Genomic DNA, 13,743 nt, shown 5'->3' with positions numbered 1-13,743 from the left:
CATGCGCTTCGTACACCAGGATAAAAAAAAGGAGTTTTCGATGTTGCTTCGCCAAAGTGAGGTCCAGCTCTACCGCAATCCAGCGGCAGCCGTGGAAGAGCGCGTGGCCGATCTGCTCGCGCGCATGACACTCGACGAAAAGATTGCGCAGCTTCACGCCGCGTGGCTGAAGCTGTCGGCCGATGGCAATCACAAGGCGCGTAGCATCGATTTCGCGCAGAGCGCCAACCAGATCACGGTCGACGAGATCCTGCAGCATGGCCTCGGCCAGATCACGCGTCCGCTCGGCACGCATACGGTCGATCCGAAAGAAGGCGTACGCGCGCTCAACGAGCTGCAGCGTAAGATGGTCGAAGACACGCGCCTCGGCATTCCGGTGATGTCACACGAGGAATGCCTCGTCGGGCTCATGATCAAGGACGCGACGCTGTTCCCGTCGCCGTTGAACTATGCGGCGACGTGGAATCCGCAACTGGTCGGCGAAGTGGGCACGATCATCGGCGAGCAGGCACGCTCGATCGGCTGTCATCAGGGGCTCGCGCCGGTGCTCGACGTGTCGCGCGACCCGCGTTGGGGCCGCACTGAGGAGACGCTCGGCGAAGACCCGTATCTGGTTGGCGTGCTCGCGTGTCATTACGTGAAGGGCCTGCAGGGCGAACAGCGCGATCTGCTCGCGACGCTCAAGCATTTTGTCGGTCATTCGGCGAGCGAAGGCGGCCGCAATCATGCGCCGGTGCATGTCGGTCCGCGTGAGCTCAACGACGTGTTCATGCTGCCTTTCGAAATGGCCGTGAAGCTCGCGAACGCGGGTTCGGTGATGCCCGCCTATCACGACGTCGACGGCGTACCCTGTCATGGCGATCGCGCGCTGCTGCACGACACGCTGCGAGAGAAATGGGGCTTCGACGGTCTCGTCGTCGCCGATTACGCGGGCGTCGACCTGCTGTTCAGCCATCATGCCGTGGCGCGCGACAGCGCGTCGGCCGCAGCCCTCGCGTTCAACTCCGGCCTCGACGTCGAGCTGCCGGGTCACGAGTGCGCGGTGCATCTGAAGGAAGCGCTCGAGCGCAACGAGATCAGCGAAGCGACGATCGACACCGCCGTCTCGCGCGTGCTGCGCGTGAAATTCCAGCTCGGCCTGTTCGAGAATCCGTACGTCGATCCCGAACGCGTCGACGTGAAAAGCGCGACCGCGGGCGATACCGCGTATCAGGTCGCGCTCGAATCGGCGGTGCTGCTGCGCAATCAAGGCGACGTGCTGCCGCTCGACGCGCACGGCTCCGAAAAGATCGCGGTGATCGGCCCGACCGCCGACGATCCGCTCGCGCTGCTCGCCGGCTACAGCTTCCCGGTGCACCTGATCAACAGTGGCGAGCAGTCCACTGCTTCGATCGCGACGCCGCTGCGTTCGCTGCGCGCGTTGCTCGGCGACGAGCGCGTAATTCACGCGCAGGGTTGCGACATCATCAAGGAGCGCCGCGCGGGCGCGCCGGTGTTCCCGGGCGACGTGTCGCTCGATCTGACCGGCGACGCGCATTGCGACGAGCTGATCAGCAAGGACACCGACGGCATCGCGGCCGCGGTCGAAGCCGCGCGGCAAGCGGGCGTCGCGCTGGTGTTCGTCGGCGATCTGGCGGGCCTGTTCCAGTCCGGCACGGTCGGCGAAGGGTCCGATACCGACAGCCTCGACCTGCCTGGCGTACAGCAGGCGTTGCTGCAGGCGGTGGTCGACAGCGGCACGCCGACGGTCGTCGTGATGACGGGCGGCCGTCCGTACAATCTCGGCGGCCTCGAAGACCGCATCGCCGCGCAGATCATGGCGTTCGCGCCGGGCGAGCGTGGCGCCGAGGCGCTCGCCGATCTGCTGGTGGGCCGCGCCAATTTCAGTGGCCGTCTGCCGCTGTCGGTGCCGAAGAGCGCGGGCGCCGTGCCGTACGTGTATAACCATCGTCTGAAGAGCGCGGGAACGCCGATTGCATACCATTTCGGCTGCCGCTATCCGTTCGGCTTCGGTCTGGGCTATACGCAGTTCCGTTACGGCGATCTCGCGCTCGCGCACAGCGAAGTGCCGATCGAAAACGGTACGATCGAGTTGAGCTTCGCGGTCGACAATATCGGCGCGCGCGACGGCACCGAGATCGTGCAGATCTATGCGCGCGACCGGCACGCGTCGGTCGCGCGGCCGGTCCGCGAGCTGAAGGCGTTTGCACGCGTGCCGCTCGCGGCCGGTGCGTCGGCGCGTGTGCGCGTGAAACTGCCGGTCGACATGCTGAACTTCACCGACGCGTGCGGCGAGCGTATCGTCGAGCCCGGTGACTTCGATCTGCTGGTCGGCAGCTCGAGCCGCGACATTCATCTGAGCGGCACGGTCGCCGTCGCGGGCTCCGCGACGAGAACGCTCGAACGCAACTGGCGCATGCTGAGCGAGGTCGAGATCGTGGCCTAAGCGGCGGGTCAGGGCGGCGAGCGCCGTCCTGTGTGTGGTCCTACTCGTAACAAGTGGAAAATCTGATGTCGTATGCAACCTATCCAAGTCTGTCGGACAAAACCATCGTCGTGACCGGCGGCGGCAGCGGGATCGGCGCCGCGACCGTCGAGGCCTTCGCGCAGCAAGGCGCGCGCGTGTTCTTCCTCGACGTCGCCGAGCACGATTCGCTCGCGCTGCAGGAAACGCTTCGCCACGCGAAGCATCCGCCGCTGTTCCGCCGCTGCGACCTGAAAAATGTCGACGCGATCGAACACACCTTCAACGAAATCGTCGATGCGGCCGGCCCGATCGACGTTCTCGTCAACAACGCCGGCAACGACGACCGGCACGAAATCGGCGAGCTTACCGCGAGCTACTGGGACGACCGTATCGCGGTGAATCTGCGCCACCAGTTCTTCTGCGCTCAGGCCGCCGCGAACGGTATGCGTCGCGCGGGGCGCGGCGTGATCCTGAATCTGGGCTCGGTGTCGTGGCATGTCGCGCTGCCGAACCTGGCGATCTATATGACCGCCAAGGCCGGCATCGAAGGGCTCACGCGTGGTCTCGCGCGTGATCTGGGCAGCGCGGGCATCCGCGTGAATTGCATCATCCCCGGGGCGGTGAAGACACCCCGGCAGATGCAGCTGTGGCAATCGGCGGAAAGCGAAGCGAAGGTCGTCGCGAGTCAGTGTCTGCAACTGCGCATCGAGCCCGAGCACGTCGCGCGTATGGCGCTGTTCCTCGCCTCCGACGACGCGTCACGCTGCTCCGGCCGCGATTACTTCGTCGACGCAGGGTGGTACGGAGAATGAGCATGCCGGTTCCTGTGTGCGTATGGGCGGTCGGCGCCGAGCTGGCCGAAGGGCCGCTATGGCAGGCCGCCGAAAACGCGGTGTATTTCGTCGATATCAAGGGGCGCCGGATTCATCGGCTGTCCGTCGCGACCGGCGAGCAGCGGACGTGGCAGGCGCCCGACCAGCCCGGTTTTCTGGCGCCGCTCGCGGACGGCACGTTCGTATGCGGGCTGCCATCCGGCTTGCATCGCTTCGATCCGGCGAGCGGCGAGTTCAGCAATCTCGCCGACGTCGAACCGCATCTGCCGGGCAACCGCCTCAACGACGGTTTCGTCGATGCACGGGGACGCCTGTGGTTCGGCTCGATGGACGATGCGGAAGAGGCGCCGAGCGGCACGCTGTATCGCGTGAACGAGCAAGGCGCGGCAATCGCGCAGGACGACGACTACGTGATCACGAACGGCCCGGCAACGAGCCCGGACGGCCGCACGCTGTATCACAACGACACGATGCGGCGGGTGGTTTATGCCTTCGACGTCGCCGCGGACGGCACGCTGTCGGGCAAGCGCATCTTCGCCGCCATCTCCGGCGACGGCCATCCCGACGGCATGGCAGTCGATGCCGACGGCTTCGTGTGGATCGCGCTGTTCGGCGGCTGGCGGATCGAGCGTTACTCGCCGGCGGGCGAGCTGGTCGATCAGGTGCCGTTGCCGTGCGCGAACGTGACGAAGCTCGCGTTCGGCGGCGACGATCTGCAAACCGTCTATGTGTCCACCGCATGGAAGGGACTGACGGCGGTCGAGCGCCAGCATCAACCGCAGGCGGGCGGGCTGTTCTCGTTCCGCGCGCCGGTGGCGGGGCAGGCTCAGGCGCGCTGCACGGTGGGCTTCGAGCGCTAGACGACAACAACACAGCGACAGGACAAGCCGCAAAACGCAACCCTGACGTTGCCTGGTCGCTCCGCAAGGAGCGGCCCGCTATCATGTGCGTTCCATGACTTTCGCGCATTCGCCCCGATACCTATCATGACGTCCAGGCCGCCAGTCCCGCCCCGCATGTCCGATGTTGCCGAACGCGCGGGCGTCTCGAAGATGACCGTGTCGCGCGTGCTCGCCGGCCGCAACGTGTCGCAGGCGACTCGCGAACGCGTGCAGAAGGTCATCGACGAACTCGGCTACGTCGCCGATGCGGCGGCGGGCGCGCTGTCGTCGGGACGCTCGGCGTTCGTCGCGGTGCTGGTGCCGTCGCTGTCCAGCTCGAACTTCTCCGACACCGTGCGCGGACTGAATGCCGTGCTGGGCCCGCACGGTCTGCAACTGCTGCTCGGCGACACGGACTACCGTCTGGAACAGGAAGAACTGCTGGTGCGCTCGATGCTGCGCCACCAGCCGCGCTGCGTCGCGTTGACGGGCGGCCGGCACACCGAGGCGACGCGCATGCTGTTGCAGCGCGCCGGTATTCCGGTCGTCGAAATGTGGGATCTGCCCAGCGATCCAATCGATACGGTCGTCGGCTTTTCGAACTCGGCGGCGGCGCGCGCGATGGTCCGGCATCTGCACGAGCGCGGTTATCGGCGGATCGGCTTCATCGCGGGTGCCAGCGAGCGCGACCGGCGCGGACACGACCGGATGCGCGGCTACGTTGCCGAAATCAAGGCGCTCGGTCTCGGCGATCCGCGCGTGATCCGGCTCGGCGATTCGCCGATCACGATGAGCCACGGCGCACCGGCGATCGGCGCATTGCTCGACACGTGGCCCGATACCGAGGCCGTGATGTGCGTGAGCGACATGTCGGCGTTCGGCGCGATCATGGAGTGTCACCGGCGCGGGCTGTCGGTGCCGGGCGACATCGCGGTCGCCGGGTTCGGCAACTTCGAGGTGTCGTGGTGCTGTCAGCCGAGCATCACGACGGTGTCGGTCGACGCGTACGGCATCGGCCTGCGCGCTGGCGAAACGCTGCTTGCGGCGCTCGCCGATCGCGAAGCGGGCGAGGTGCATCGCAGGAAAGCGGTGAAGATCGATTTCACGGTGATTGCACGCGATAGCGCGTAGAGGACACGCTGCGAGCATCAGCGGCGCGACGCTGAATTCGCAAGCCGCGAACACCTCGAACTACCCTTAATTAAACAGATCAGGGATATCCCTTGGTTGCCCGGATGGTAAGCCGGGCGTAACATCCACAGCCAGAAATGTTACCGGTAACTTATCGGCGAGGTTCGTCGGCTCGAATCGCACGAGCGGCGAAGCAACGGCATTTCCCACGAAAAACAGGCTGATGGAGATACGAATGACCGCTGTGCCGTCCGCAATCGCCGCGCCCGCCGCGCGCGTCGACGAGTTCGAGGAAAGGACCTATCGCAAGGTCGTGCGCCGGCTGCTGCCGGTACTGTTGCTGTGCTATGTGGTTGCGTATCTGGATCGCGTGAACGTCGGCTTCGCGAAGTTGCAGATGCTCGACGATCTCGGCCTGTCCGACACGATGTACGCGATCGGCGCGAGCGTGTTCTTCTGGGGCTATTTCATCTTCGAAGTGCCCAGCAACGTGTTCCTGCATCGCTACGGTGCGCGCTTCTGGATCGCGCGGATCATGTTCACGTGGGGGCTCGTGTCGATGGCGCTCGCGTTCGTCGCGCCGCTCGCGCGCGTCGCGCACGTCGAAACCGCGACGATGTTCTACATCCTGCGCTTCCTGCTCGGGCTCTGCGAGGCCGGCTTCTTCCCCGGCGTGATTCTGTACCTGAACTTCTGGTTTCCGTCGCAGCGCCAAAGTCGCGTGATGTCAGGCTTTCTGATCGCAATGCCGGTCAGCCTGATGCTCGGCGGCGTCGTGTCGGGCTGGCTGATGAACCATACGGCCGGCCTGCTCGGCTATCAGGGCTGGCAATGGATGCTGCTGATCGAAGGCGTGCCGTCGCTGCTGACCGCGTTCGTGGTGTACTTCTCGCTCGACGACGGCATTGACCGCGCGCGCTGGCTCACGCCGCAGGAGAAGAGCCTGCTCGCGGCGAATCTGCAGCGCGAAAGCGCGCACAAGACAGCGCGCTTCGGCTCGGCGGTGCGCGATCCGCGCGTCTGGCTGCTGGTCGCGATTTTGCTCACGTTCAATACCGGCTTCTACGGCCTCGCGTTCTGGCTGCCGTCGATCATCAAGGCGACCGGCGTGCAGGATCCGCTGCATATCGGCCTGTTGACCGCGATTCCGTACGGCGTGGCGATCGTCGCGACGCTCGCGAACGCCGCGCATTCGAAGAAAACCGGCGAGCGGCGCCTGCATGCGGCGATTCCGGCGCTGATCGGCGGAATCGCTCTGATCATGAGCGCGGCTTTGGCGCATCATGTGGTGTGGGCGATCACGTTTCTGACGATCGCCACCGCCGGCATCCTTGCGCTGATGCCGATTTACTGGACGTTCCCGGGACAGCTGCTGTCGGGCGCCGCGGCCGCGGCCGGCATCGCGATGATCAACGCGATCGGCAATCTGTCCGGCTTTACCGGTTCGATGATCACCGCCGTGGCGAAAGATTTGACCGGCGACATCAACAACGGCACTTACGCACTCGGTGCGTGTCTGCTGGTCAGTTGCGTGCTGATCCTGCTCGTGCCGCGCACGATGCTGACGCGGGCCGCCTCGAATGAAGGCAGCGGCCCCGGCCGCGAGACAGCGCGGGCACAGAAACACGCGGAGCACGCATAAGAAACCCTCACCCAGACAGAGAGACAAGCATCATGTCAGCATCCACCCCGCGCCGGCTGCGCAGCCAGGAATGGTTCGACGAACCCTCGCATGCGGATATGACGGCACTGTACGTCGAGCGTTTCATGAACTACGGTCTGACGCGCGAAGAGCTGCAGTCGGGCCGGCCGATCATCGGCATCGCGCAGACCGGCAGCGATCTCGCACCGTGCAACCGGCATCACATCGAGCTCGCGGCGCGCACGAAGGCCGGTATTCGCGACGCGGGCGGCATTCCGATGGAGTTTCCGGTGCATCCGCTCGCCGAGCAGAGCCGCCGGCCGACCGCAGCGCTCGATCGCAATCTCGCGTATCTGGGCCTCGTCGAAATCCTGCACGGCTTCCCGCTCGACGGCGTGGTGCTGACCACCGGCTGCGACAAGACCACGCCCGCGTGCCTGATGGCGGCGGCCACCGTCGATATGCCAGCGATCGTGCTGTCCGGCGGTCCCATGCTCGACGGCTGGCACGACGGCAAGCGCGTCGGGTCGGGCACCGTGATCTGGCATGCACGCAATCTGCTGGCAGCCGGCGAGATCGACTACGAAGGCTTCATGGAGCTGACTACCGCGTCGTCGCCGTCGATCGGTCACTGCAACACGATGGGCACCGCGCTGTCGATGAACAGCCTCGCCGAAGCGCTCGGCATGTCGCTGCCCGGCTGCGCGAGCATTCCGGCCGCTTACCGCGAGCGCGGCCAGATGGCCTACGCGACCGGCAAGCGCATCGTCGACCTCGTGCGCGAGGACCTGCGGCCGTCGAAGATCATGACGAAAGAAGCGTTCGAAAACGCGATCGTCGTCGCATCGGCGCTCGGCGCGTCGACCAATTGTCCGCCGCATCTGATCGCGATTGCGCGGCACATGGGCGTCGAGCTGAGTCTCGAAGACTGGCAGCGCGTCGGCGAGCAGGTGCCGCTGATCGTCAACTGCATGCCCGCCGGCGAATATCTCGGCGAGAGCTTCCATCGCGCGGGCGGCGTACCGGCCGTGATGCGCGAGCTCGCGAAAGGCGGCCTCGTGCACGAGGATTGCCTGACCGTGTCGGGCCGCACGATGGGCGAAATCGCGGCCGCCGCACCCGCGCCGGATCGCGAGGTCATCAAGACGACCGACGATCCGCTGAAGCACGGCGCGGGCTTCATGGTGCTGTCCGGCAACTTCTTCGACAGCGCGATCATGAAGATGTCGGTGGTCGGCGATGCGTTCCGCAAGACCTACCTGAGCGAGCCCGGTGCGGAAAACAGCTTCGAAGCACGCGCCATCGTGTTCGACGGCCCCGAGGACTATCACGCGCGCATCAACGACCCGTCGCTTGAAATCGACGAGCATTGCATCCTCGTGATTCGCGGCACGGGCACGGTCGGCTATCCGGGCAGCGCCGAGGTCGTCAACATGGCGCCGCCGGCGGCGCTCGTGCGCCAGGGCATCACGTCGCTGCCGACGCTCGGCGACGGCCGTCAGAGCGGCACGTCGGCGAGCCCGTCGATTCTGAACATGTCGCCGGAAGCGGCGGTGGGCGGCGGCCTTGCGCTGTTGCGCACGAACGACCGCATCCGCGTCGATCTGAATTCGCGCAGCGTCAAAGTGCTGGTCGACGAAGCGGAACTCGCGCGACGTCGCGAAACCGTGCACTTCGAGATTCCGCCCGCGCAAACGCCGTGGCAGGAGCTGTATCGCAAGACGGTCGGCCAGCTTTCGACCGGCGGCTGCCTCGAACCGGCGACGCTGTATCTGAAGGTGATTGCCGAGCGCGGCAACCCACGGCATTCGCATTGACCTGCAGGTGACAAGGCCGGGCTTCGCACGCAACGCGACGCCCGGCGTTGGCCGTTTTCCCACTTATCCGAAAGAGCCCATCCCATGTCCGCAACTTCCCCCTCCAGCTTTCTTCCCGGCGATCTGAACGACGCACTGCTGATCGGCCGCGTGTGGCGCAAGACCGAGCAGCATGAAGGACCGTGCGTGGTCGTCGTGCGCGGCGGCGAGGTGTTCGACATTACCGCGGCCGTGCCGACTACCGCCGACCTGTTCGAGCGCGACGATGCCGCGCAATTTGCGCGCAGCGCGCCGGGCGTGCCGCTCGGGCCGGTCGCGCAGCTGATCGAGGCGAATCTGCCGGGCGCGAGCGCACCGGCCGCGCGCGTGCTCGCGCCGTGCGACGTGCAGGCGATCAAGGCCTGCGGCGTCACGTTCGCGGTGAGTCTGATCGAGCGCGTGATCGAGGAGCAGGCCGGCGGCGATCCGGCGAAGGCGAAGGAAGTGCGCGAGACGATCGCGTCGACGATCGGCACCGATCTGTCGAAAATCAAGCCGGGATCGGAGGCGGCGATGAAGCTGAAGGCCGAGCTCGAGCGTCGCGATGCGTGGTCGCAATACATGGAAGTCGGCATCGGTCCGGACGCCGAAGTATTTTCGAAATCGCAGCCGATGTCGGCAGTCGGCTTCGGCGCGGACGTCGGTCTGCTCGCCGCGTCGGTGTGGAACAACCCGGAGCCGGAGATCGTGCTCGCGGTGAATAGCCGCGGCGGCATCGTCGGCGCGACGCTCGGCAACGACGTGAACCTGCGCGACATCGAAGGCCGCTCGGCGCTGTTGCTCGGCAAGTGCAAGGACAACAACGGCTCGTGCGCGATCGGCCCATTCGTGCGGCTGTTCGACGACACCTTCTCGCTCGACTCGGTACGCAGCGCGAGCGTGTCGCTGCGCGTCGAAGGCGCCGACGACGACTTCGTGCTCGACGGCGTGAGCCACATGAGCGAGATCAGCCGCGACCCGGCCGACCTCGTCGCGCAGACCTGCGGCCGCCACCACCAGTACCCGGACGGCTTCATGCTGTTCCTCGGCACGATGTTCTCGCCGATCAAGGACCGCGACGCGCCCGGCGGCGGCTTCACCCACCACCTCGGCGATCGCGTGACGATTTCGACGCCGCAGCTCGGCGCGCTGACCAACACGGTGCGCCTGTCCGCCGAAATCGAGCCGTGGACGTTCGGCGTGCGCGCGCTCTATCGCAATCTCGCGGCCCGTGGCCTGCTCGTTGCTGAATAACCGGATTGTCGTTGCAATTTTCGAAAGGAGAATCAGGACATGAGTCAGTTCGCAAACTACATCGACGGACAGTGGGTCGACGGCGCGAGCGTGTCGCGCAACGTCAATCCGTCGAATCTCGACGACGTGATCGGCGAATTCGCGCAAGCCGACGCCGAGCAGACGCATCGCGCGATCAGCGCCGCGCGCAAGGCCTTCGCGCAATGGTCGTTGTCCACGCCGCAGCAGCGCTTCGACGTGCTGGACCAGGCGGGCAGCGCGATCCTCGCGCGCAAGGCGGAGCTCGGCAAGGTGCTCGCGCGTGAAGAGGGCAAGACGCTGCCCGAGGCGATCGGCGAAGTGGGTCGCGCCGGGCAGATCTTCAAGTTCTTCGCGGGCGAAGCGCTGCGCGTCGGCGGCGAAGTGATGCCGTCGGTGCGGCCGGGCATGACGGTCGAAATGACGCGTGAGCCGGTTGGCGTGGTCGGCCTGATTACGCCGTGGAATTTTCCGATTGCGATTCCGGCGTGGAAGATCGCGCCGGCGCTTGCGTACGGCAACACGGTCGTGATCAAGCCGGCCGATCTGGTGCCGGGCAGCACGTGGGAGCTGATCAAGATCATCGCCGAGGCGGGCGCGCCGGCGGGGGTGATCAACCTCGTGATGGGGCGCGGTTCGGTGGTTGGCGAGGCGCTCGTGTCGTCGCCGGATGTCGATGCGATCAGCTTCACCGGTTCCGTTTCGACGGGCCGCGCGATCGGCGCGAAGTGCTTCGATTCGGGCAAGAAATTCCAGCTGGAAATGGGCGGCAAGAACCCGATGGTCGTGCTCGACGACGCCGATCTCAATGTCGCGATCGAAGCGTGCATCAACGGCGCGTTCTACTCGACGGGCCAGCGTTGCACGGCATCGAGCCGGCTGATCGTGACCGCGGGGATCTATGACCGCTTCATCGACGGCATGAAGGCGCGCATGCGCGCGCTGAAGGTCGGCGATGCGCTCGCGGACGGCACGCACATCGGCCCGGTCGTCGACGACAAGCAGTTGGCACAGGACGAGCGCTATCTGGCGATCGCGCGCGAAGAGGGCGGCACGGTGTTCGGCGGCGAGCGCGTCGAAGGCTCGACGCGCGGCTATTTCTTCGCGCCGGCGCTGGTCACGGAGACGACCCCGGCTATGCGCATCAACCGTGAAGAGGTGTTCGGGCCGGTGGCGTCGGTCATCAAGGTCAAGGACTACCAGGAAGCGCTCGCGGTTGCCAACGACACCGAGTTCGGGTTGTCGGCCGGCATCTGCACGACATCGCTGAAGTACGCGAGTCATTTCCGCCGCCATGTGCAGGCCGGCATGGTGATGGTCAACACCGCGACGGCGGGGGTCGATTATCACGTGCCGTTTGGCGGGCGGAAGGGGTCGAGCTACGGTCCGCGCGAGCAGGGCGCCTACGCCCGCGAGTTCTATACGTCGGTGAAGACCGCGTATATCAACCCGGGCGCGGTCTGACGCAGAACTAACAACAGAGCTCCCCAAAACGGAACTGGCCCGCCATCGCATTCAGTCGCGATGGCGGGCCAGTAGGGGAAGCTGCGAGAGCGCCAAGCCGAGCGCTCCGGCAGGTACAGCTACATCAACAGCAACTTTCCAACCTGCAACGCCTTACTGCGGCGCTGCGTGACCTTGCTGCGACGAACCGCTGGTCACGCCGCCGACCGCGGTGTTTTGCGCCGCGACTCGGGCTTCGGCAGCCTGAATGTTCGACGGATATTCGTTCGGGTTCGAACGTGCCGGGTTGTAGCCGGCTTTTTCGATCTGAGCCAGCTCTTCACGGACTTGCGCGCGGGTCAGCGGCTGGTTCGATTGAGCGAAAACGGCAACCGGAGCAGCGAGGGTAGCGGCGATAACGACAGCTTGAACGAGCGATTTCATTTTTACTACCTCCAGGTTTTGTCTTTCTAGGCTGCGAAACCATTTGTTTGCAGCAGTGATGACAGTCTAGGGGGAGCGGAAAGTAGGGTAAATACCTAATTTCTGAAATCACTGTTTCCGAAACCAAAACAATAATGAGACAGCAAGGCCATCGAGCATCGATTTGCGAAGCGATCCGCGACAGCTGGCGCGCATGAGTCAGCCGGCTGATATGGCCTTGATGAGCAGCAAGCCCGCGCCGGCGACGGCTATGGCGCCGCTCGCCCGGGCGACGAGTGCGCCGTCCGGCGCAAGTCGCTCGGCCGTAATGGCGGCCGTCACGGCGGCCATCAAGCGCAAATCCGTCATGCCGACGACCAGCAGAATTGCCGTGAGACCCCCGCAGCAACCGGCGCAATCGATGCCGATGCGCAGACCGTATCTCCACGCGCTCGGCGCATCGGCGGGAAGGCTGGGCGTCGTGCGGCTGCAGGCGAGGCGGCGGGCTTTCCATGTGCTGAACTGCAACGCGCCCGCGAGCAATGCGACCACGCTGACCGCCAGCGGCATCGAACGCGCGAGCGCTGGCCACCGCAACTCGAGCGCCGCGAGCGACGCGCCCAGCGCAAACACGGCCACGCCGAGCGCCGTCCATACGACCGCATACGCGCCACTCACGAGCATCGTCAGCAGGGCCAGTCGCTCCGCACTTGCGCGCGAGCCGATCGCGTCGCGATAGCGCAGCAGCGTCGGCATCAACGACGGCAGCATCATCGCCGCCATCATCACGATCCACATGCCGATGAACGATGCCGCGGCGCGGGCCCACGTGCGCCCGCAGGTCGGCATCCACAGCGTCGACATCGACCAGCCGCCGGGCATCGGCAACGCGCCCATCGCCGACATCGACGCGCCGTGGGCCAGTGTCGCCGCGACGCTCGCGGCGAATATCAGCACGCAGACGCCGACGAACACGCGCTGCGATGAGCGCGCCGCGCGCCGTGTGGCAAGGCGCTGCCGGCTCGTGCAAACAGCGCGCACGAGCGGACTCATGACCGCTCGTACTCGTCGTGACGGCGCCACCAGATGCCCGTCTCGTTGCGCCCCTTCGGCGCGCGATCGAGCCACTGGTACATGCCCCACAGCGCATCGACACCGCGCGCGTAAGTCGAGTACGTGTGATAGACGACGTCGTCTTCGAGCACGAACGCGCTCATGCCTGGCCGGTCGCGCGAATAGGTGGCCGCGTCGGTGCCGCAGGTCGCCGCGAACTGCGCGACCGGTTCGGGCGCGGGACTCACGTCCATCGCGTGACTGTTGCGTGCGTAGTTGTACTCGATATCGCCATCGCGCTGCTGTGCCTCGGTGAACGAGACGTTGAAGTCGAAATTGAAATCGCCGCTTGCCGACGAGGCCCATGGAAACGTCCAGCCCATGCGCCGCTTGTACGTCTGCAGCTTGTCGAGCGGCGCGCGCGACACCGCCGTCAGCATCACGTCGTGATGCGCGAGATGCACGGCGAAGCCGGCGAAGCCGTCCGCGATCGACGAGCACGATGGGCAGCCCGCCTTGTAGTCGGGGCCGAACATGAAGTGGTAGACGAGCAGCTGCGAACGTCCTTTGAACAGATCGGCGAGCGACGCGCTGCCTTGGTCGGTATCGAAGCGGTAGGCCTTGTCGACCCTGACCCACGGCAGCGCCTGGCGTTGCCGCGCGAGCTCGTCGCCGTGTCGCGTGTGGGCTTTTTCCGCGTCGAGCAGCGCGCGTCGCGCGGCGAGCCACTGTTCGCGTGTTCCGATCGGATGCGTAGTCATCG

Annotated in this window: 11 protein-coding genes; 8 read left to right on the top strand and 3 right to left on the bottom strand. The window is 65.8% G+C overall.

The window, feature by feature from the left end:
* Positions 1 to 40 precede the first annotated feature (40 nt).
* From OKW41_RS18290 to OKW41_RS18255, 8 genes are all read left to right on the top strand, one after another.
* Positions 41 to 2,446 carry a glycoside hydrolase family 3 N-terminal domain-containing protein gene (locus OKW41_RS18290; RefSeq protein ID WP_429573508.1) on the top strand — a complete coding sequence of 802 codons (2,406 nt, stop codon included), beginning with the start codon at positions 41 to 43 and terminating at the stop codon, positions 2,444 to 2,446.
* A 65-nt stretch (positions 2,447 to 2,511) separates the two neighbouring features.
* Positions 2,512 to 3,279, top strand: a complete 768-nt coding sequence (locus OKW41_RS18285) for an SDR family NAD(P)-dependent oxidoreductase (RefSeq protein ID WP_429447150.1) — start codon at positions 2,512 to 2,514, stop codon at positions 3,277 to 3,279.
* The gene (locus tag OKW41_RS18280; RefSeq protein ID WP_429573507.1) at positions 3,276 to 4,160 is read left to right on the top strand and encodes an SMP-30/gluconolactonase/LRE family protein; all 885 of its coding nucleotides are present in this window, start codon (positions 3,276 to 3,278) and stop codon (positions 4,158 to 4,160) included. The genes OKW41_RS18285 and OKW41_RS18280 overlap by 4 nt, the downstream gene beginning before the upstream one ends.
* Positions 4,161 to 4,316: 156 nt before the next feature.
* Complete coding sequence (locus OKW41_RS18275; RefSeq protein ID WP_429573506.1) at positions 4,317 to 5,312, top strand: LacI family DNA-binding transcriptional regulator; 996 nt, start codon at positions 4,317 to 4,319, stop codon at positions 5,310 to 5,312.
* Between the two features lie 235 nt (positions 5,313 to 5,547).
* On the top strand, positions 5,548 to 6,954 hold the full coding sequence (locus tag OKW41_RS18270; RefSeq protein ID WP_429573505.1) for an MFS transporter: 1,407 nt from the start codon (positions 5,548 to 5,550) through the stop codon (positions 6,952 to 6,954).
* A gap of 32 nt (positions 6,955 to 6,986) precedes the next feature.
* Positions 6,987 to 8,771 carry an IlvD/Edd family dehydratase gene (locus OKW41_RS18265; RefSeq protein WP_429573504.1) on the top strand — a complete coding sequence of 595 codons (1,785 nt, stop codon included), beginning with the start codon at positions 6,987 to 6,989 and terminating at the stop codon, positions 8,769 to 8,771.
* Between the two features lie 84 nt (positions 8,772 to 8,855).
* Positions 8,856 to 10,043 (top strand): fumarylacetoacetate hydrolase family protein, encoded by a 1,188-nt coding sequence (locus OKW41_RS18260; protein ID WP_429573503.1) that lies wholly within the window; start codon positions 8,856 to 8,858, stop codon positions 10,041 to 10,043.
* Positions 10,044 to 10,082: 39 nt separating this feature from the next.
* Positions 10,083 to 11,525, top strand: a complete 1,443-nt coding sequence (locus OKW41_RS18255) for an aldehyde dehydrogenase family protein (protein WP_429573502.1) — start codon at positions 10,083 to 10,085, stop codon at positions 11,523 to 11,525.
* 153 nt (positions 11,526 to 11,678) lie between these two features.
* Here OKW41_RS18255 and OKW41_RS18250 read toward each other — a convergent pair whose 3' ends face one another.
* The 3 genes from OKW41_RS18250 to OKW41_RS18240 form a co-directional block, all read right to left on the bottom strand.
* Positions 11,679 to 11,948: a DUF4148 domain-containing protein gene (locus OKW41_RS18250; protein ID WP_429573501.1), complete on the bottom strand. Its 270-nt coding sequence runs from the start codon at positions 11,946 to 11,948 to the stop codon at positions 11,679 to 11,681.
* Positions 11,949 to 12,146: 198 nt separating this feature from the next.
* Positions 12,147 to 12,980 (bottom strand): DUF2182 domain-containing protein, encoded by an 834-nt coding sequence (locus OKW41_RS18245; RefSeq protein WP_429573500.1) that lies wholly within the window; start codon positions 12,978 to 12,980, stop codon positions 12,147 to 12,149.
* The gene (locus OKW41_RS18240; protein WP_429573499.1) at positions 12,977 to 13,741 is read right to left on the bottom strand and encodes a DUF899 domain-containing protein; all 765 of its coding nucleotides are present in this window, start codon (positions 13,739 to 13,741) and stop codon (positions 12,977 to 12,979) included. The genes OKW41_RS18245 and OKW41_RS18240 overlap by 4 nt, the downstream gene beginning before the upstream one ends.
* Between the last annotated feature and the right edge of the window lie 2 nt (positions 13,742 to 13,743).

The organism is Paraburkholderia sp. UCT70, assembly GCF_050434085.1.
In the GTDB taxonomy this organism is placed as follows: domain Bacteria; phylum Pseudomonadota; class Gammaproteobacteria; order Burkholderiales; family Burkholderiaceae; genus Paraburkholderia; species Paraburkholderia tuberum.
Note: the sequence above shows the minus strand (reverse complement) of the source record. Positions and strands in the feature narration are given on the sequence as shown.

Excerpts from the sequence above, each read along its gene's own strand:
- OKW41_RS18290 (WP_429573508.1), top strand. The coding sequence starts at position 41 with ATGTTGCTTCGCCAAAGTGAGGTCCAGCTCTACCGCAATCCAGCGGCA.
- OKW41_RS18285 (WP_429447150.1), top strand. The coding sequence starts at position 2,512 with ATGTCGTATGCAACCTATCCAAGTCTGTCGGACAAAACCATCGTCGTG.
- OKW41_RS18280 (WP_429573507.1), top strand. The coding sequence starts at position 3,276 with ATGAGCATGCCGGTTCCTGTGTGCGTATGGGCGGTCGGCGCCGAGCTG.
- OKW41_RS18275 (WP_429573506.1), top strand. The coding sequence starts at position 4,317 with ATGTCCGATGTTGCCGAACGCGCGGGCGTCTCGAAGATGACCGTGTCG.
- OKW41_RS18270 (WP_429573505.1), top strand. The coding sequence starts at position 5,548 with ATGACCGCTGTGCCGTCCGCAATCGCCGCGCCCGCCGCGCGCGTCGAC.
- OKW41_RS18265 (WP_429573504.1), top strand. The coding sequence starts at position 6,987 with ATGTCAGCATCCACCCCGCGCCGGCTGCGCAGCCAGGAATGGTTCGAC.
- OKW41_RS18260 (WP_429573503.1), top strand. The coding sequence starts at position 8,856 with ATGTCCGCAACTTCCCCCTCCAGCTTTCTTCCCGGCGATCTGAACGAC.
- OKW41_RS18255 (WP_429573502.1), top strand. The coding sequence starts at position 10,083 with ATGAGTCAGTTCGCAAACTACATCGACGGACAGTGGGTCGACGGCGCG.
- OKW41_RS18250 (WP_429573501.1), bottom strand. The coding sequence starts at position 11,948 with ATGAAATCGCTCGTTCAAGCTGTCGTTATCGCCGCTACCCTCGCTGCT.
- OKW41_RS18245 (WP_429573500.1), bottom strand. The coding sequence starts at position 12,980 with ATGAGTCCGCTCGTGCGCGCTGTTTGCACGAGCCGGCAGCGCCTTGCC.
- OKW41_RS18240 (WP_429573499.1), bottom strand. The coding sequence starts at position 13,741 with ATGACTACGCATCCGATCGGAACACGCGAACAGTGGCTCGCCGCGCGA.